The 18,199-nt window shown below is 69.0% G+C and carries 15 protein-coding genes; 11 read left to right on the forward strand and 4 right to left on the reverse strand.

What is annotated here, in order from left to right:
- Positions 1-259: 259 nt before the first annotated feature.
- Complete coding sequence (locus tag ACFWUZ_RS35365; RefSeq protein ID WP_384382091.1) at positions 260-541, forward strand: chaplin; 282 nt, start codon at positions 260-262, stop codon at positions 539-541.
- A gap of 723 nt (positions 542-1,264) precedes the next feature.
- Positions 1,265-1,600, forward strand: a complete 336-nt coding sequence (locus ACFWUZ_RS35370) for a hypothetical protein (protein WP_384382093.1) — start codon at positions 1,265-1,267, stop codon at positions 1,598-1,600.
- A 92-nt stretch (positions 1,601-1,692) separates the two neighbouring features.
- Here the strand turns inward: ACFWUZ_RS35370 and ACFWUZ_RS35375 are convergent, their stop codons facing one another.
- Positions 1,693-4,128: a tetratricopeptide repeat protein gene (locus ACFWUZ_RS35375; protein WP_384382095.1), complete on the reverse strand. Its 2,436-nt coding sequence runs from the start codon at positions 4,126-4,128 to the stop codon at positions 1,693-1,695.
- Between the two features lie 59 nt (positions 4,129-4,187).
- Entirely contained in the window at positions 4,188-4,574 is a 387-nt protein-coding gene (locus ACFWUZ_RS35380; RefSeq protein WP_384382097.1) for a hypothetical protein, read from the reverse strand.
- A gap of 395 nt (positions 4,575-4,969) precedes the next feature.
- Between ACFWUZ_RS35380 and ACFWUZ_RS35385 the strand changes: the two genes are divergently transcribed.
- Together ACFWUZ_RS35385 and ACFWUZ_RS35390 are read left to right on the forward strand one after the other, a co-directional pair.
- Entirely contained in the window at positions 4,970-5,377 is a 408-nt protein-coding gene (locus ACFWUZ_RS35385; protein WP_384382099.1) for a hypothetical protein, read from the forward strand.
- A gap of 129 nt (positions 5,378-5,506) precedes the next feature.
- Positions 5,507-6,034, forward strand: coding sequence for a DUF6584 family protein (locus tag ACFWUZ_RS35390; RefSeq protein WP_384382101.1), 528 nt, complete (start codon positions 5,507-5,509; stop codon positions 6,032-6,034).
- Between the two features lie 96 nt (positions 6,035-6,130).
- Here ACFWUZ_RS35390 and ACFWUZ_RS35395 read toward each other — a convergent pair whose 3' ends face one another.
- Both ACFWUZ_RS35395 and ACFWUZ_RS35400 read right to left on the reverse strand, forming a co-directional pair.
- Complete coding sequence (locus tag ACFWUZ_RS35395; RefSeq protein ID WP_384382103.1) at positions 6,131-8,653, reverse strand: Helicase associated domain protein; 2,523 nt, start codon at positions 8,651-8,653, stop codon at positions 6,131-6,133.
- 1,043 nt (positions 8,654-9,696) lie between these two features.
- Entirely contained in the window at positions 9,697-10,188 is a 492-nt protein-coding gene (locus ACFWUZ_RS35400) for a MarR family winged helix-turn-helix transcriptional regulator (RefSeq protein WP_384382105.1), read from the reverse strand.
- Positions 10,189-10,245: 57 nt separating this feature from the next.
- Here ACFWUZ_RS35400 and ACFWUZ_RS35405 point away from each other — a divergent pair, with 57 nt between their 5' ends.
- The 7 genes from ACFWUZ_RS35405 (at position 10,246) to ACFWUZ_RS35435 (ending at position 17,561) form a co-directional block, all read left to right on the forward strand.
- Complete coding sequence (locus ACFWUZ_RS35405) at positions 10,246-11,370, forward strand: hypothetical protein (RefSeq protein WP_384382106.1); 1,125 nt, start codon at positions 10,246-10,248, stop codon at positions 11,368-11,370.
- A 41-nt stretch (positions 11,371-11,411) separates the two neighbouring features.
- Positions 11,412-12,131 (forward strand): alpha/beta fold hydrolase, encoded by a 720-nt coding sequence (locus ACFWUZ_RS35410; RefSeq protein WP_384382108.1) that lies wholly within the window; start codon positions 11,412-11,414, stop codon positions 12,129-12,131.
- Between the two features lie 550 nt (positions 12,132-12,681).
- Positions 12,682-14,052 (forward strand): Mu transposase C-terminal domain-containing protein, encoded by a 1,371-nt coding sequence (locus ACFWUZ_RS35415; RefSeq protein ID WP_384382110.1) that lies wholly within the window; start codon positions 12,682-12,684, stop codon positions 14,050-14,052.
- 3 nt (positions 14,053-14,055) lie between these two features.
- Positions 14,056-14,472, forward strand: a complete 417-nt coding sequence (locus ACFWUZ_RS35420) for an ATP-binding protein (RefSeq protein ID WP_243342125.1) — start codon at positions 14,056-14,058, stop codon at positions 14,470-14,472.
- Positions 14,473-14,650: 178 nt separating this feature from the next.
- Positions 14,651-15,640 (forward strand): tyrosine-type recombinase/integrase, encoded by a 990-nt coding sequence (locus ACFWUZ_RS35425; RefSeq protein ID WP_384382113.1) that lies wholly within the window; start codon positions 14,651-14,653, stop codon positions 15,638-15,640.
- Between the two features lie 80 nt (positions 15,641-15,720).
- Complete coding sequence (locus ACFWUZ_RS35430) at positions 15,721-16,014, forward strand: helix-turn-helix domain-containing protein (RefSeq protein ID WP_384382117.1); 294 nt, start codon at positions 15,721-15,723, stop codon at positions 16,012-16,014.
- 461 nt (positions 16,015-16,475) lie between these two features.
- Positions 16,476-17,561 carry an integrase gene (locus ACFWUZ_RS35435; protein ID WP_384382115.1) on the forward strand — a complete coding sequence of 362 codons (1,086 nt, stop codon included), beginning with the start codon at positions 16,476-16,478 and terminating at the stop codon, positions 17,559-17,561.
- Positions 17,562-18,199: the final 638 nt, after the last annotated feature.

The raw sequence follows: 18,199 nt of genomic DNA on the forward strand, positions 1-18,199 counted from the left end.
GAGTTGCCTGCGCGTCACGACCACAGTCCTACCGGGTTCCGCCCCGCGAAGAGGCCACAACCCAGGAACTGATCACGACACCACACAGGCCCTAGGACCTCCGTCGCGTCCGGTGCCGGGACAGGGGGCTCCGGATTGGCGGCAGGGGAGGACGGGCCACCATTCGGCCCAACTTCTGTGACCGGCGTGAGAGCCGTGCTGTTGGGAGGACGTCCATGCCGCACCATCTGCGGTGGGCCCAGTTTCCAAGGAGATCTTCATGTCGCGTTTCGCAAAGTCGGTAGCCGTAACCTTCGCCGCTGGTGCCATGGTGGCCGGGGGTGCCGGGATGGCCGCCGCTGACGCTGTTGCCGAGGGCGCTGCCGTGGGCTCTCCCGGCGTGCTGTCCGGCAACGTCGTCCAGGTGCCCATTCACATTCCGATCAACATCTGCGGCAACACCGTCAATGTCGTCGGCGCTCTCAACCCGGCCTTCGGCAACACCTGCATCAACGGCGACTTCAAGGACGGCGACAAGGGCGAGCACAAGGGCGAGTACTGACAGCACCACCGGTTGTGACGTCCTGCTGAGAGCAGGATGCCGGCCGCAGATCCGACAGCTTCAAAAAACAGCCGCAGGCAACCGCCCTGAACAAAACGGCCTCCCCCATCCTCCAGGGGAGGCCGCGGGCGTGCCCGATGCGGTCGCCGGACCGCGCCAGGTCGCCGCCGACGCCGAGGTGGGGTTCGGGGCCGGGCTGCCACGACCGGCCCGGACCTCACACGGCGCGGATGCTCCGGGCTCGCGATCCGACCACCTCGGGCCGATGCTCGCACTTTCAACCCCGCAAGCGGTTCGCCAAGCTTCATTCCGGGGATCTTGCCGCAGCGCCTGAACCATCACCTGCTCGGCTGGTGCCCGGGCCGCGCGGCTTGGGGGAGTTCTCCCGCAGCCTGCCGTCTTTCCGCACCGACACCCCCTCCCATCCGGACGCGAACGGTTCTATCGGTGTCCCCGAGGATCTGGGCGTGTCCTGGAAGGCCCCGGTGGCGTTACAGGAATGCCGCGGTGTTCCTTTCGGGGAGGCCGTTGCGTGGCAGGGAGCCCGACGGACACGGGTACGGCTCCCTGCCCATTCCACGTCCTGCCAGAAGGCGGTGGCAGTCCGCCCTGTTTGCGGCGCCAGTCAGTCACGCGACGCCATCGGGGGAACGATTGGAAGAAGCGGCCCGTGCTGGCGGCAGCGCTGTGACTGGGTCCGATATCTGCGAGGTGCTGCCTGCCATGACCGATTCCTCACATTCCCCACGATGCCGCGCCGCGCATCCCGAGGACCGTTCGGCGTGCGACGGCCCCCCAGACGCGGTGCGTGCCGGCGATGTCACCGGCGCAACCGGCACCATCGAAAACCTCCACGCCACTGTGCACGCCGACCCCCTCGCAAGGGGCCGGATGGACCGGCTGCGCCACGCGCTCAGCATCACCTGCTGGCGTGTGGACGGCATGACACGAGACCGGCTGCTGCTCCTTGCCAGTGGTCGCCTCCCGCCATGCGATCGGGACCTGGTCCTCATCGCTGATGCCGCCGGCGTCACCGTCGACTGGCTACTGCACGACTGAACCACGGCGCAGCCGCTCAGACCGGTGTGCCACCGGCTACCTGGCCTTGTAGAAGATGCCGTCAGACGAGCACGTGCGCTACCCCTCAACCACTACGTGGACCGCGCTCGCTGCAGGTTCGCCCGAACCAGCGCAGTCAACGGATGACCGGGGGTCAGCACCCGCTCGCAGTCTTCCAGGGCGCGTTCGTACAGGGGTACGGCCCGGTCCAGGTTCCCCGCCGACTGGTAGGCGGCCGCGAGGTCGTTGCGGGAGGTCAGCGTGTGGGGGTGGTCGCTGCCCAGCACCCGCTCCTGGTCTCTGAGGGCGTGCTCGTACAGGGGGACGGCCAGGCCCGGGTTCCCCGCCAACTGGTACGCGTACGCGAGGTTGCTGCGGGAGGTCAGTGTGTCGGGGTGGTCGGTGCCCAGCACCCGCTCCTGGTCTCTGAGGGTGTACTCGTATAGGGGTATCGCCCGGCCCAGATCGCCCGCCCCCTGGTACGCGCGGGCGAGGTTGTTGCGGGAGGTCAGTGTGTGGGGGTGGTCGGTGCCCAGCACCCGCTCCCGCTTTTTGAGGGTGCGCTCGTACAAGGGCATCGCCCGGTCCAGGTCTCCTGCGGATAGATATGCGCCCGCGAGGTTGTTGCGGGAGGTCAGTGTGTCGGGGTGGTCGGTGCCCAGCACCCGCTCCTGGTCCTTGAGCGTGTGCTCGTACAGGGGTACTGCCCGGTCCAGATCACCTGCCGCGTGGTACGTGCACGCGAGGTTGTTGCGGGAGGTCAGCGTGTGGGGGTGGTCGCTGCCCAGCACCCGCTCCAGGTCCTTGAGCGTGTGCTCGTACAGGGGTAGTGCCCGGTCCAGATCACCTGCCGCGTGGTACGCGCACGCGAGGTTGTTGCGGGAGGTCAGCGTGTGGGGGTGGTCGCTGCCCAGCACCCGCTCCCGGTCTTTGAGGGTGCGCTCGTACAAGGGCATCGCCCGATCCAGGTCTCCTGCGGACTGATAGGCGTACGCGAGGTTGCTGCGGCAGGTCAGTGTGGCGGGGTGGTCGATGCCCAGCACCCGCTCATGGTCCTTGAGGGTGCGTTCGTACAGGGGTATCGCCCGGTAGAAATCACCTGCCGCCTGGTACGCGTTCGCGATGTGGTGGCGGGAGGTCAGTGTGTGGGGGTGGTCGCTGCCCAGCAGCCGCTGGCGGGTGGCGAAGGCGCGTTGGAAGGCCTGGATGGCGGGGGCAAGTTCGCCTTGTTCCTGTCGGTAGGCGGCGGCGAGGTCGAGGGCGTAGGCGGTGTCGGCGGTGTCGTAGTCGGGGGTGTGGTGGCTGGTGAGGGCGTCGATGTGCGGGAGCAGTGCCCGGCAGCGGGGCCAGGTCACGGGCTGCTCGACGTCGTTGGGGAAGGTGTCCGCGAGGTGGGCGGCGGCCTGGTTGCGGGCGTGGTCGACGGCGTCGGGGCGGCGGTGGGGGTCGTCGGGGTCGGGGGTGCGGGCGAGGGCTTGGACGAGGCGGTGCATGCTCAGGGTGTTGTCGTGGTTGTCGGTGACCATGCTGTAGGCGACGAGTCGGCCGATCGCGGCCGCTAGGGTGGCCGGTTGGGCGGCGTTGTCCAGCAGATCGCGGGGGATGCCGGTGGGGGCGTACCAGGCCAGGACGCGCAGGAGGTCTCCGGCGAGGGGCGTGTCGGTCAGACGGTCGAGGGTCAGGCGCCAGGTCCTCGCGATGGTGTGTTCGAAGGCGCCGCCTTCTGCGGCGGCGGCGAACATCGTGGCGGGCCACCGGGTCAGCATGTCGAGGTAGGTGCGGGGGCCGGTGCCGGTCTCGGCGCAGTATGCGGCGGCCTGCTCGACGGCGAGGGCCAGGTGTCCCAGTTCCGCGCAGAGCGCGGCGGCGCCGTCGGTGTCACGCGGGCCGTGGTGGGTCAGGATGTGGTTGAAAAGGGCGAGCGACTCTGTCGGCTCGAAGGCGTCCAGGCGGACGGTGGCGATGGCGTGTTGGTGCCAGCCGGTCGCCCGCCGGGTGGTGATCAGGATCCGGCCCCGGTCCGCGGCCCGGCCGACGAACGCGCCGACGTCCTCGACCCGGTCGACGTTGTCCAGGACGACCAGCCAGTCGCCGTTCTGCGTGAGCCACTGCAGCGCGCGTTCGGTCTGGAGTTCGGCGGGCAGCTCTCCGAGCCCTGGCTGGAGGGCGCGTGCCAGGGACGCCAACCCGGCGTCGACCGCGTCCGTGCTGTCCGCGGTGATCCACCACCGCGCGTGAGCGTTCGCACGGTGTGCAGTCCAGTGCGCGGCCAGCGCGGACTTGCCGACCCCGCCCAGCCCGTGCAGCACCACCCCGCTGGCACCGCTGGCGAATGCCGCGTCCAACGTGTCCAATGCCGCGCCGCGGCCGACGAACCCTGCCGCCGCCGGGATGTTCGACACACCGTGCTCTGCGGCGTCCGCGGGGATCGGCGCGTACGCCTCTGCCGGCAGGGCCCGCTCGGAGTACACCGCAACCGAGTTGACGATGTCGCCGCCTGCCGCGATCGACCCCTGGGTAGCTGCCACTCCCGGGGACGCTGAAACGTCGCTGGGCGAGTCGGTGGCGGGGCGCCACCAGCGGCGCTTCACGGGCCCTGGTGGGCGCTGGCCCCGTCGATGTCGCCGCCGGCCGCGACCGACCCGCCGCTCGCGGAGATCCCCGGCCCGCCCGGCGCCGCACCCGTCCGGGGCGCGGTGTCACGCGCCTGCGCGTTGCGGACGCCACCACCCGCCGCGACCGACCCGCCCTCCGCGCTCACCGGAACCGGCGCGGACACCGTGCTCTCCGCCGTCCGTGGGGTGATCCTCAGCTGCCACAGCGCGACCCCCAGCGCAGCGACCCCAGCGACCGCCCCAGCGATGCCCCAGCCCTGATCGGCCCCCTCCGGGTGCCCGACCGACACCCACACCACCGTCGCGACAACCCCGACGACCGCCAACCCCCACCAGCACACCCTCAACCATCCCGCCATGGCCCCATGCTCACCCACACACCATGATCAATACCCAGGTTTCCACCGCAAGGCGTGATGGTGTGGCCGGGGCCGCCGCCTACTGTGGAGCAGGAGTAGAGGTGCGCGCTCGCAGATGATCAGGTTTTCGGGCTGGCCGGCCAGCATGTACCGGCCGTGCCCGGCGGGCTTCCTGCCGGGCACTTATACGAAATCTGTAAGGCCATATTCCCAGAGTGACAGAATGCCAGGCCCGGAACGCAGGTTCTGAACTCATTTAACGTTCGCTGTCGAAACTTGGGGACTCGCGGATTGATGTGGCTGGATAGTCCGTAGACGTGTTGGTGTCCCCTGGTCAGCCTGACGGGGCTTCTTCTGTGTTTCCGCTTCTCTATCTGGGAGACCGTATGCGTCGTATGAAGATGGCTGTCGGTCTTGGCACCGCGACTCTGACGGCTGGCATGCTCCTCGGGCTGCCGGCGACGAGCGCGCAGGCAGCCGAGTACCCCACCACCCCGGGGATCCATGTCCCTTACGGGGCCACCTACACCATGGGCACGGCCACCTGGTACAACCGGTCGGTCACTCTGGCCGGTGAGCACCGAGCCATCAGCTCCAGCGGATGCCGGGCGACCTGGATGTACACCTATGACGCCACTGGAAAACAACTGAGCAGCCGCGGCACGAGCATCATCTGCAACCAGACGGCCGGCTTCACTCTCAACGTTCCCGCCGATGTTCCGGGCGGGGCCGCCAAAATCAAGGTCTGCCTGGATGACGGTAACTACGTCGACCTGGCTTGCAAGGTCTACTACAGGCCCTGACCGTGATCCGGCGGCATGCTGCGAGCTGAGATCGGCGCCGAGGAGGGTGCCGATGCCGTTGAAAGCGATCGAGTTCTGAGCAACAAAACCAGCTCGACGTAGATCAGTGCGGTACCCGATTATGCGTTCATGCCCCTGAGAGAGACCCTTGCCCGAGTCGATGCGGACCTGGCCGCCGGCCGGGTTCCCGTCGCACGCCAGCGTTTGCGCGGTCTCGTCTCGTCGTTCCCGTACGACCTGACGCTCCGCCGTTGTCTGGCCGAGGTGTACCGGCTCTACGGCGACGCCGCCGAGGCTGGACGTTGGATGTACCTGGAAGAGGACCGCAATGCCGACGAGACCGCCGCCTTCGAGGCGCGGTACGGGTCTCCCGGGTGGCGGATGAAGGCCCTCGCCTGGCGCGGCCCCGAGGCGATGGCTGCCACCGCTTTCGCGGAGGGGCAGTTGGCCGCGGTGCGGACAGCCTGCGCCGAGGAACTGGGGCACACCGTCGACTGGGACGACCCCGCCTCCTACCGGGACGGCCTGGAGGAGGAGTACGAGGCGCCCTCCGAGCCGTGGTCGGTCAGCGGTGTGCTGGCGGGCGTCGGCTGCCTGGTGGGGGCCCTTGCGTTCCTTGTGATCTGGGTGAATGGAGTCGTCGCCCTCTTCGACTGACACAGGTCACCGGGGCCGATGAGGGGCGCCGCTTAAGGTTCGGTAAGACCGTCCAGAACTGCCGCGAACGGGACACCCGGTGACGAGTCGACGGCGTCACGCCCATCTCATCCCGATCTTGGACAGTTGCTCCAGCCGCTCTGGTGTCAGGGTGGCGGCTCGGCGGCGCTGGTTGTCGATCCATGTGCCGAGCTTGAACGGCAGGTCCTGCTGCGCCTGGCCGTCGCCGACGGTGATGGTCTCGATGTGTTTGCGGGGGACCGTGAGGTGGCCTTCGCGTGCGAAGTACTGGGCGGCTGCGGTGTAGTGCATGGCCCATTTGTCGGCTTGGCTGGTGCGCGGTTTCGGTTTCTCGTCCTCGGTGGCGGGTTCGATGCCGAGGATCTGTTCGCACATCCACTGCTGGACCCCGGTGAGCTGGTCCCAGCCGTGCCGGACGGAGGTGACCCACCGTCCGAGGTCCTCGCCCTGGCGCACGACCTCGCCCGCCGTGGTCGGCAGACCTTCACCGCCGTCCAAGTGCAGCCGGACGAGGTGGAAGCAGCGCTGCCACGTCACCGGCCAGCTCGAGCACCAGGACGGGTCGATGTCCTCCAGCTGCTCGCGCCGCTCCCGCGTCATCGCCCCGGCCGACGACTGGACCGGCAGCCCCTCGGCGCGCCGCTGCTCGATCTCCTGCGCCTTCCGGGCGGCGGCCCGGGCGTTCTTCAGCCAGATCCCCACCGGGGCGCCCTGGTAGGCGGCGTCCAGCGGCGCCAGGAGGTGCCCGTGCTCGGCCGCCCACCCGCGCGCGGCGGACAGCCCCTCGGCCCAGGCGATGTCGAAGTGGGACCAGACCATCCCGAGCTTCTCCAGCTGAGCGACGCGCTCTTCGTCCATGTCGCCGCGGCTGTAGAAGCGGCGTGCGTCGGCGGTCCACTGCCCGAGCGGGAAGTTCGCCAGCGAGGCCGGCCACCCCGCCTTCTCCGCGTCCTCGGCGGCCGGGACGCGGAACGTGAACGGCACCTTGAGGTCGCCGTGCGCGCGGGCGTAGATGACGGCGGCCTCCACCCCGCGCCGCCAGTGCTCGTGTTCCGGGTTGAGGACGCGCAGGTTGATGAACGCGGCGAGCGCGGCCGGGTCGCGGGGCGTGGAGAACTTCAGCAGGGCCTTGGCGGGCGCGCTGACGCCTCCGGAGCCGCTGCCGGCCCCGTTGCCGCTCTTGCCGCCGCTGTCCTCGTTGACAGGCTTGTAGCGGCTCGGGGCCTGCTGCTCCGCGAGGGTTTCCACGATCCGTGCGTCGTGGGCCCGGAGTGCTTCGAGGAGCTTGGCGAGCCCGCCGTACGCCCGGCTGGTGAGCATGTTGTCCGCTGTCTCGCCGGGGCCGAGCAGGATGGGCACCACCAGTGAGGCGACCTTGCCTTCGCCGGGCTGCATCCGCAGGGCACGCCCCACGGCCTGGACGAGGTCGGGCATGGAGCCGCGTACGTCGGCCCAGTAGACGGAGTCGCAGTTCTTGGTGTCGACGCCCTCCCCGAGGACCTTCACCGACCCCAGGTAGCCCTTCTCCACGACGGTGCCGTCCGTGGCGATCCCCTCGGCGAACTCCGCGAGAACGCGGCGCCGGTGGAGCGGCTTGTGCTCGCCGCACAGCCAGTGCGCCCACACCGTCTTCGGGTACAGCTCGCGGTCGCTGGCGTGCAGTTGCGCGGCGACGTCGGGGAGGCCGGCCGCGAACGCCTCGGCCTCCTTCACCACGTGGTGGAAGACCAGCGTGCGCCGGAAGCCCTCCTCCGCCGACGCCTTCACCAGCGCGGTCTGCAGCGCCGCGAGCCGCGCCCCGCGGACCTCGGTGGAGCGGCCCTCGGCGCCCACGAGCTGCGCGGCCTGGAGCTGGGTGTCGGTGACGTCCACGCATACGACCTGGTAGGGGGCACAGATTCCCCGATCGATGGCCTCCGAGAGCGACAAGGTGAAGCACCGGCTGCCGAACGGGCCGTCCGGGTCGTCATCCATGCTCGCGACCAGCTCACCGGGCGAGCCGGCCTCGTCGTCGTCCCCGAGCTGCCACATCCGGGGCGTGGCCGTCATGTACAGCCGACGCAGCGAGGGGATGCGGGTGTTGTCGTGGATGACCGCCCAGGGCTTGCCGATCCGGCCAGAAACGCGGTGGGCTTCGTCCACGACGATGAGGTCCCAAGCCGCCAAGCCCCGGGCGTGTGCCCGCTCCAGCGTGCCCAGGCCGAGGGAGGCGTACGTGGCGTACACGGTGACCTTCTCCAGGCCCTGCGTCCACTCCACCAGCTCGTCCACGTCCGTGGTGTTGGGGAAGGAGACATCCTCACCCCGCAGGGAGGACACCCCGAGCATCGGGCCCCTGCGGCCCCCTTCGCGCCACGCGATCTCGGTCTGTGCCAGGAGGTCCAGAGACGGCACGAGCACCAGCACACGGCCCGCGTGGAGCTCCTCCGCGCTGCGGACCGCGACCCGGGTCTTCCCGGATCCGGTTGCCATGATCACTTGCGTTCGAAGCCTTCGTTCGGGCACAAGTGTTCTTGCAGGCAATTCGAGGGCAGCCAGGACTGCGTCAATGGCTTCACGCTGGGCGGTCTCACGATGATCACTGCGGTTTGTGGTCAACGTCTCCGCTTGGCTCCTCTTGGGTGTCGTCCGGTCGATTAGAGCGGCGAAGAATGAGAAACCCGCATGTAGATACGGTGCGGGGGCTACGATTGGACTGGCTAGGGTGCCTGCTTGGCTTGACTCACCAGGACATCGGTGAGGGGGTGCAGTGAATCTCGATAGGTTTCTAGAGCACTCCGAGCCGGAGTGCCTTGAGTCCAGAGTCTATTTCGATGACGAAAATGACGCACACGGAATCCATGGACTCCCTCTAACGTGACGTAAAGTGTTCCTGCATCCGTCTTGGGTGGGAGCGGCATGGGGGAAGGGCGTGTTGTGGGGGATTGGATTGAGCTGTGGGTGCGGAAGACCGCATTCTCATGGTTGATGGTTCTCGCCTGTGCGGGCTGGTCGATGGATGAAGACTGGTTGCCCTTCCGGATCCTCTTGGTTCTGGTTGGCTGTTCCGCCTTGGTTGAGGTTGCTCGTACTACGTGGGAGCTGGCTCGGGATCCGCGGCCGGCGAAGGAGCGGCTGGAGCGGCACATCGAAGAGTCCCCCGCTCCGTAGGCCCTGGAAGCCAAGCCGGAAGGATAGAGGCGGCGAAGCGAAGCAGAGCCGCCCCAACGGCCCGTCACCAGGGCCGGTCCTGGAGGCGGAGCCGGAAAGGCCTCGGGGTGGGGGAGCGGAGCGGACCCGCCCAACGGGCCGAAGGCCCGGACCCCGTGAAACGGGGTCACTTCCCGCGTGCGACACGGCGGGTGATTGTCACTGGGGTGCTGCAGTAGTTGTCGTCGCGGATTGTCGTCATTCGTGCTGGTCAGGGGCGGTTCTGCTCCTGGTGGTGTCATTTTGGTGCGGTGTGTTCGGTGTCATCGGTGTGCGTTGTTGCTGGACAGCGGGGTGCGGTGTCTATGCGGTGTGGCCGGTGTCCACGATCGAGGGGAAGCTTCACGCTTGCCGTCCACCCAGGTCGGCGACCTGGTGCTTCTTCGTTGTCCAGGCCTCTCGGTGCCGGCTTCGGCGTCCCGTGCTCGCCTGTGGCAGCGCGCGCAACACGCTCACTTCTGCACTTCGCGGACCCAGGCCGTGAGCCCTGTCAGGAATCCTGCCTTCTCGTCGGGCGACAGCCCCTCTAGCGCGCGTAGCAGTGGCTCGGTCCGCCGAAGGATGAAGGATTCGAGCGGCAGGCGGTGTTCCTGGGCCAGGGACACCAGGACGCGGCGGCGGTTCGTCGGATCCTCGGCCCGGTCCACGATGCCGGCTCGGCTCAGGGCTCCGACCAGTTCGCTGGCGGTGGACAGTGACACCTGAAGCCGTCGGGCGATCTCGCTGACGGTCAGTGGCTGTCCGGCCAGCAACTGGGGCAGTACGGCGCCGTGGCGTGGCGTCAGGCCATGCGTTTCCATGACGCCTCGCAAGGGCTCCGGCATCAGGTCCCGTACGACCGAACCGCGGAAGAAGGGCTCCAGCAGCGGTACGAGACCGGCGACTTCAAGCTCATCCGGGGTCGGCTTCCGTGACGCCTTCCCGGCGTTCTCGCTCTGCGGCATGCTACAAGTGTATATGGTTTGGATATCCAAACTGTTTGGCTCTACGAAGGATCTCTTATGCCGTCGATCAGCTACAGCGATGCGCTCAATGACGCCCTGGAACGCATGGACGACCTGGGATACGAGCGAGGACAGGGCGTGGATCTCGCAAACCACGGCCCGATGGGCGCCGAGGCACTCGCCCTGCTCGGGCAAGTGGACGAAGTTGCCCGGTGGGTAGGGCGCTACCGGAAGGCGATGGAGCACCACGAGCCTCCCGCCGCCGGCTGCGCCCTGGACCCCGGGGACGAGTCCTCGTGGCGTCCCGCCCTCGGCGCCTTCCGGCGGGCCGGGGACTGGGAGCGGCTCTTCGTCCGCGAACTGGCCGAGGCGCACTGGCGCGAGGTGCTCGTGCGCTGGTGGCCCCGCCTGCTTCCAGGGCTGTTCGCGGGCCTGACGCACGGGGTCATCCGCACCGCGCACGCCGTACGCGGCCTGTACGCGACCGGCGACGGAACCACAGCGCTCCAGCTGAAGGAACTGGCCCGCGGCCTGGCCTACTGGGCGGCCCGCTACAGCGAACTCCCCGGCCGCCCGCGACTGCACGGCCCCCACGAGCTGCCCGACGCGGTCGCCACGCTGCCCCGCGTACCGCTCGATGGCCCGATGGGGCCGGGTACCGCCCGCCGCCGCCTGGACACGCTGGCCGAACTCCGTGGCTACGGCGAGTCCTTGGAAACGCTGGCCCCGCAGCAGGCACCCCGGCTGCTGAGCGAGATGACGGCCCAGTTCGCCGATGTCTATCTCGGCCACCCCGAGGTGTACCCCGTCCCGCTGATCCACGGCGTCACGGCCCCCGCCGCTGTCCGCCTCGTACTCCCGCATCTACCGCAGGAGCTGTACGAGCCGACGCTGGCCCGGCTCTGGCAGGTGCAGTCGGCGTTCCTGTTCGCCTTCACCTCGGACCGGCGCGACGAGGGCACGGCGGCCTGGCAGTCGGAGATACCGGATCTGCCCCCACTGGACGAGCTGGGCGCCCGCGCCGCCGAGCACGGCGACGAGCACGTCATCAAGTTCACCGAAGCGTGCCTGCGCGAATACGCCCTGCGGCCCGACCCGCGCTATCCGGCCGCCGCCTTCGCCGCGCAGCGGCGCATCACCCGCCTCGACGCCGGCGGCGGGGTCCGCGGAGCCGCGTCATGATGCACGGACTGCCCTGCTTGTCGGCTGGCGAAGGACCGCCGTTGATCGTCCTGCTCTTCACTCCGGAGGCGGCAGTCCCCACCGGTGCGAGCCGCCGGCTCACCCTGCGGATGCTGCGACCCTTCTCCGAGCAGTTCACCACGCACCTCCTCATACGCCCGCCGGGCCTGCCGCCGACGACAACGATGGCCCAGCTCGCCGCTGTCCACGCCGACGCGATCCGGGCGACCTTCAGCAGGCCGGTGAACGTGCTGGGCCTGTCCACCGGTGGGTCGCTCGCCCTCCAGCTCGCCGCCGACCATCCCGAGCTGGTCGACCGCCTCGTCCTGGGCGGTACGGCCTGCACCCTCGGACCGGTAGGCAGGCGCGCCCAGCGCCGCTACATCGAGCGCGCACGGCAAGGCAAGCGGCCGAGCCCTGCACTGGCCGAGATGCTCACCGGTTCGACGATCGGCCGGACGGCGCTGGGGGGCCTGCTCTGGCTCATGGACGGCCGCCGCGAACACCTCGACGCCGCCACCATGCTGGGCGCCGAGGACGGCTTCGACCTGCGCAGCCGATTGCACGAGATCAAGGCGCCCACGCTGCTCCTCCAAGGCGAGAAGGACATCGTCTACCCACTCGACCTGGCCCGACAGACCGTCAAGGGCATTCCAGACGCCCGGCTCGTCGTCTACCAGGACCGCAGCCATAGCGGAACCTTCACGGACAAGCGGTTCGCCGCCGACGCCCTGGCCTTCCTGCAGAACGATCAGCCCTAAAGTCCAGCCACCAAGGCCCCGGCATCCCGGCGTGCCACTACGTGGCAGTCGGGCCGATAAGTGAGCGGTCAACAAGGGTTCACAGTGCTCCCTTAGCGACTGTCGAGTGCCCCGTCCATCGCGCCGTGGGCCCGGGGTGGCCGTGCTTCTACCGCAGGCCACCGGCCGTTGTCTCCAGTTCACGTCTCTTGGGTCTATAGCCCGTTTTCTGGCGGTGTCATGGGTGTTGGCCGGGGTCGGGCCAGGGTGGTGGTGTGCGGTGGCTGTGTTGCCGGAAGACGACGTGCTGGTCGGTGGGGTACCGCTGCCGTGCGGGGTGGGGCGTGAGGGCGCGGTTGCCCGTCTGATGGCGTTGGATTCCCGCGGTGGGCTGACTTCTGCTCATGTGCGTTTGGTGGCGTCGGGGCTCGGTGTTTCGGTCCGTACGGTGCGCCGCTGGGTTGAGGCGGCCCGCAGGGAAGGTCGGACGGGGCCTTTGCCGCGGCCGCATTTCACGGTCACACCTCGAGTGCGTCGGCTGTTGGCGGTGTGGGGCGGGAACGCGGCTGCGGTGCACCGCGAGCTCCTGACCGAAGCTCGCCAGGCCGGGGACGAGCAGCAGGTGCCGTCGCTGGCAACGCTGCAGCGCGCGATCGTGCGGGATTTGTCGGCGGGGGAGCGGGCGGGGTTGAAGGGCGGTGAGGCGGCCCGGCGCCGCTACGACGTCTATGGCAAGCGCCCGCGGACGCATCGCAATGCCTGTTGGGAGGGTGATCACAAGCGGGTCCCGGTACGTGTGGATCTCGAAGGCTCTGCGGTGTGTCCGTGGGTGACGTGGTTCATCGATGTCGCGACGAAGGTGATCGTGGGGGTGGCGGTGACTCCGCATCAGCCGGCCCGGGACGCGGTCCTGGCCGCGCTGCGCACGGGGATCAGCAGGCAGGATCCGTACGGCCCGGTCGGTGGCCTGCCCGGGGTGGTGCGGGTGGACCGGGGCAAGGAGTTCTTGTGCCGGACGGTGGAGCGTGCTCTGGGCGCCTTCGCGGTGCCGGTCCACGATCTGCCGGCGTACAAGCCGTACCGCAAGGGCACCATCGAGGCCCTCAACGGTGCGGTCGAGGAGATGCTGCTGGTCTCGCTGCCGGGCTATACGCATCGCGCCCGCTCCGCGGAGGCGTACCACCCGGATCCTGTGGAGGACCTCCTCTCGTACCCGGACTTCGTGAAGGTCCTGCTGGACTGGGTGGCCTGGTGGAACACCGAGCACCACCCTGCCGGTCTGGACGCGAGCCTGACGCCGTTGGCGGCGTGGGAGGCGGATCCGACGCCGGTCGAGGACGTCGCGGAGGAGCGGCTGGCGTTCTTCGCGATGGAGGACGACGGCCGGATGCGGAAGATCACCACGAAGGGGATCAGCTGGCGACGTCGTGCCTATATCGCGCCGTGGATGGCCGGACACGTCGGCATGCGGGTCCGGCTGAGGTATCTGCCGCACTACGACGGGCAGATCGAGGTGTTCTCTACCGAGGAGTGGGGCCGGCACCTCGGGACCGCCTACCTGGCGGAGGCGGCGACGCTCGAGCAGCGTCGTGCGCTGAGTTCGGTCAGGGAGAAGAAGGCCCGTGCGTTGAAGGCGGATCTGAAGGCTGCGGAGAAACTGCGCAAGGCCCGCTACACGGCCACGACGACGGCTGCTGCGCCCCGTCCGCGGCGCACGGTCACCTCTGGCCAGGCGGAGGCGGAGATCGCCCGGGCCAGGGGCGTGGATTTGGCGGCCCGGGCTCTGCCGGACTTGATCCCGCCCCGCGAGCCTCCGGCTTCCTGGGCTCGCCCGGTTGTCCGTCCTCGCAGGGCGGCCGACTCCCAGACAGACGCCGGGCAGGCGGCCGATGGCGGGCCGCCTGGAGTGGGCGATGTACGTGACGACAGCGGGGAGCGTTGAGCGATGGTGACTGCTGAGCGACAGGGCCGGCTGCCCCGGGAGCGGGAGGACCACTTCATGCGCCTGCCGGGCGCCCAGGTGGTTTCCACGCGTGCCCTGCTGATGGTGCGGGAGAACATCCGCGTCGCGATCGAGGCCAGAGCCATGATCTGTATCTATGGGCAGGCGGGCCGGGGCAAGTCGTTGGCGGTGAATACCTCGCTGCGTGAGCTCGCGCCGAGGCTGACACGCCGGATCCAGTTCCGCTCCCGTCCCTCGACCCGCGACCTGCGCCACGAGCTGTTCCACGCCCTGGGTCTGCAGGGCCGTCCGCCGGGGCAGCCGATCGAGTTCGACCGGATGCTGCGCGGCGCCCTGGAGGAGACGCACGTCCTGGTCTGCGATGAGGCGCAGTGGCTGTCGAAGATGTGGTGTGGATGAGCCGGTTGTTTCGCTGCTGGGAGTTGCTGTTCAGCTGGTTCGTCGTTGAGTTGGTTGGTGGCATGTCGGTTGTTCAGGTGCTGCCTTAACCAACGGCTGAGCGGGTGTTGTGGTGGGTGTGGGGGAGCGGGGCGGTATGCGTCTTGTCGAGGGCGCTCTGGCCGAGGGGCCCGGTGGGATGGATCCGTGGGTGTTCCAGGCTGGGTGTGTGGAGGCGTTCGCAAGGTCGTGGGTGGTGCGGGGCTTTTCGCCGTCGACGGTCCGCGGTTACACCTCCCTCCTTGCCCGGGTGCTGGGGCGTTTCGACTGTCCGGTGTGGGCGGTGGAGGCCGAGGACGTGGATGAGATGCTTCACGCGCTGGCGGTGGTGGGTCTGGCGGCGGGTACGCGTCGGCAGTACCTGCAGATGCTGCGCGCCTTCCACGCCTTCGTCGCGGAGCGGTACGGGACCCAGGTCCGCTCCACGTTCGGGGTGCCGGTCGGCGACGGAGGGCTGGACCGGTTCAACCACGTGCGGCATACCGGTGACGATGCTGCGGTGGGGCCGCCGCCGGGCCGTGAGCGGCTGCAGGCGTTCTTCTCCTTCGTCCGCTCCCAGGTGGCGGTCGCGTCCGACTACCGGGCCATGGCCCGGGACTACGCCCTGCTGCGCACCCCGTATCACTCGGCGGTCCGGGTCAGTGAGCTGGTACGCCTGGACCAGGCCGATGTGCATGCGGGGCTGGGGTCGTCGGGGAAGTTGCATGTGCGGTTCGGGAAGGCGGCGAATACATCGGGGCCGCGGCCGCGGTGGGCGCCGATGCTGGAGGGACTGGAGAAGATCCTGGCTTGGTACCTGGAAGACGTTCGGCCGCTGTTCCCCGCCACCCCGGCGCTGTTCTGCGACGAGGACGGCCAGGCGCTGAAGACGGGGGCGGTCCGGGACCGCCTGGCCCGCCTTCTCGATCTCGAGGGCGTGGGCTGGGATGAGCGGTTCACCCCGCATGCGCTGCGCAGGGCGTGCGCGACGCACCAGTACGAGCGGGGAATGGACCTGATCGCGGTCCAGCAGCTCCTCGGGCATCGGCATATCGCCTCGACGATGGCGTACGTGAAGCCGTCGCAGAGGTTCGTCGAGGACGCCTGGCAGCGCGCCACCGACTCCGTTGTCCGCGCGCTGGCCGGCTGATCGAAGAGAGCATGGACATGACCGCATCAGGCCCCGGGCTCCCTGACCAGGTTCCTCCGGGCGTTCAGTGGCGGCTGCGGATGGCCGCGGCGGAGCGCGGTGTGTGGACGGGGACCCAGCTACGGCGGCTACTTGCCGAGGAGGCGGGGCTGGACCTGTCGCCGGCCTCGGTGTCGGCTCTGTTCACCAAGCAGCCGTCCCAGGTGAAGCTGTCTACCCTGGCTGCACTGTGTGCGGCCCTGGGCTGTACTCCTGGAGATCTCCTCGTGCTCGGTCCCGCGGCACCGGTGGTGCCGGCACTGGCGGAGATGCCAGGCAGGCAGCCGTCTGGCGCGCTGCGGGCTGTCGGGGGCCAGTCACTGCCTCCCTTGTGACGTTCGCAGCTGTCCGTTGTTCCTCCTCCTCTTCTGTCTGGCAGGTGCGAGATCGCATGGCAGCGTCCGCTCCCGGCGCCGTCCAGGGCCGCTGTCCTGGCTGTACGAAGCTGCGCCGGCTCCGTCCTGGTTCGAGTCTGTGCGCCTGGTGCTTGCGGACGTGTCCCGGCTGCGGGGGCGGGAGACGTTCGGCAGAAGAGATGTGTGCGGCTTGCCGGCGCCGGGCTGCGGGCGGGCACGGGCGTGGTCCGTGTCAGCGCTGCGGGCGACGGCGGACTCTGGACGCCGCGACTCAGTGGTGCCGTCCCTGCAATGATCCGGCGAGGGCGGAGCCGCTCGCGGCCTGTTCGGGATGCGGTGTCCTGTCCCAGTGGGCGTGTGGCATGTGTAAGCGCTGTTACGAGCACTCGCCTCACACGGTTCAGACCCGCGCGGCAGGCTGGGCCCGCCGGATGCCTCACATGCCCTCGTGGTGGGAGGGCCTGGCCTCGCATCTGGCGACGCACCGCCATACCTTCTACGCCGCGGACGCTCTTACCCATACCGCCGGACTCGTCATCGACACCGGCTCCACCGACCCGCACACCCTGCTCGCCGAAGCCCGTCGTACGCGCCCTTGGCTCAGCCGGCTACTTGCAGACTTCTTCCACGCCCAACAGCTCCTCATGGCTCCCGCCGGCTCCGAGGACGCGCAGGCCGCCGCTCTGCGCGAACGCCGGATCCAGGCTGTTCCGGCCCCGCTGCGCCCCGCCGTACGCGCTTTCGAGGCGGCGCTGGTGGCCCAGCGAGAGAATTCCGAGCGTCTGGGGCTGCGACCGAATCAGCTCAAGACCATCGAAATCCGCCTCGACACCATCCGAGACCTGGCACTCCACATCCACGCTCAGGGACACACCAGCTGGGCAGGCGTGAACGTCACCGACGTCGAGGTATTCCTCGCCTGCAACCCGGCTCGAAGGGCTTCCTGGCTCGCGGGGCTGAGGCAGTTCTTCTCCCACGCCCACCGAACCGGCGTGGTGCTCCACAATCCCGCCGCGGCCGTGGAGGCCCCGCAGTCACGTGGCTTCAGGGGCTCCACCCTCACTCTTCATGAGCAACGCGCCCTCTACCGCCGGTGGAGTGCCGGCAAGGATGTCCTCCCGCACGAGGCGTTCATCGGCCTGGCGGCTCTCCTGCACGCGGCCACGACTACCGAACTCCGCCACCTCACCCTCGACCACATCAGCACGGTCTCCCGGACGGTCCGCTTCCCCGGGCGCAGCGTCGACCTCAGCCTCGACAATGCCACGTGGAGAGCCCTGGAAGGCTGCCTCGCCCACCGAAGCGCCTTGCACACGGACAACCCGCACGTACTGGTCACCCGGCTCACCAGAGTCACCACCGGCCCGGCCGGCGCGGCCCACGTCCGCGACAGCCTCGCCCCGGTCGGCCTCCTCCCGCGGGTCCTGCGCTCCACACGGCTGCTCACCCTTGCCAGTGAACTCGACGTCAAACAGCTCACCGTGGCGCTGGGCATGTCCTACGCCGGAACCGCCCACTACCGGTAGCGTCCTGACCGGCTGTCACACCTGGCGGTCTCCTATTGCCGACATCGTTCGAAGCGTCAGAGCTGTCGCCGTAGGCACCCAGAGCTGCGCACCATGCCATCAATTCCCGTAACAAGCCGCGCTATATTTTGAAGCATCGCTCTGTGCACCTTTGAAGGCGGCCATGCCGTCCATGAGGTGACCCTACTCTCAGGACTCTACACAGAGCATCTCCGACACATCGGCGAGAGGGCCCCCGGCCCGCGCCGACAAACTGCCGTCCCCCTTCCGCAGCTGCCAGCCGGGCCCGCTTGCGGGCCCTTTGGCCCGGAGGCGAAGCCGGAGGGCCGGGGTGGGAGCGAAGCGGACACCCCAACAGGCCGAAGGCCTGAACCCCGTGAAACGGGGTCACCTCCCGTGCGCAGCACGGTGCTTCGAAGGTCCCAAAGCGACCTCAGTCCGGGTGGAGCGAAGCGGAACCCGGACAGTCCGAAGCGAAGCGAAGGACTGTCCGGCCCGAAGGGCCGGCTTTGGCTCGGCGAAGCCGAGCCCCGTCGAGCGAAGCGAGGCGGTTCGTTGGCACAGCGCGCAGCGCCTGTCTCTATAAAAAATATGACCCTGCCGCCCTACGGTTGGTTTAATTAATCGTTGGACGCCGA

This window comes from Streptomyces sp. NPDC058646, from assembly GCF_042716875.1.
Classification (GTDB): Bacteria; Actinomycetota; Actinomycetes; order Streptomycetales; family Streptomycetaceae; genus Streptomyces.

Bases quoted from the DNA above. Each gene is read 5' to 3' on its own strand.
- ACFWUZ_RS35365 (WP_384382091.1), top strand. From the start codon at position 260: ATGTCGCGTTTCGCAAAGTCGGTAGCCGTAACCTTCGCCGCTGGTGCC.
- ACFWUZ_RS35370 (WP_384382093.1), top strand. From the start codon at position 1,265: ATGACCGATTCCTCACATTCCCCACGATGCCGCGCCGCGCATCCCGAG.
- ACFWUZ_RS35380 (WP_384382097.1), bottom strand. From the start codon at position 4,574: ATGGCGGGATGGTTGAGGGTGTGCTGGTGGGGGTTGGCGGTCGTCGGG.
- ACFWUZ_RS35385 (WP_384382099.1), top strand. From the start codon at position 4,970: ATGAAGATGGCTGTCGGTCTTGGCACCGCGACTCTGACGGCTGGCATG.
- ACFWUZ_RS35390 (WP_384382101.1), top strand. From the start codon at position 5,507: ATGCCCCTGAGAGAGACCCTTGCCCGAGTCGATGCGGACCTGGCCGCC.
- ACFWUZ_RS35400 (WP_384382105.1), bottom strand. From the start codon at position 10,188: ATGCCGCAGAGCGAGAACGCCGGGAAGGCGTCACGGAAGCCGACCCCG.
- ACFWUZ_RS35405 (WP_384382106.1), top strand. From the start codon at position 10,246: ATGCCGTCGATCAGCTACAGCGATGCGCTCAATGACGCCCTGGAACGC.
- ACFWUZ_RS35420 (WP_243342125.1), top strand. From the start codon at position 14,056: ATGGTGACTGCTGAGCGACAGGGCCGGCTGCCCCGGGAGCGGGAGGAC.
- ACFWUZ_RS35425 (WP_384382113.1), top strand. From the start codon at position 14,651: ATGGATCCGTGGGTGTTCCAGGCTGGGTGTGTGGAGGCGTTCGCAAGG.
- ACFWUZ_RS35430 (WP_384382117.1), top strand. From the start codon at position 15,721: ATGGCCGCGGCGGAGCGCGGTGTGTGGACGGGGACCCAGCTACGGCGG.
- ACFWUZ_RS35435 (WP_384382115.1), top strand. From the start codon at position 16,476: ATGCCCTCGTGGTGGGAGGGCCTGGCCTCGCATCTGGCGACGCACCGC.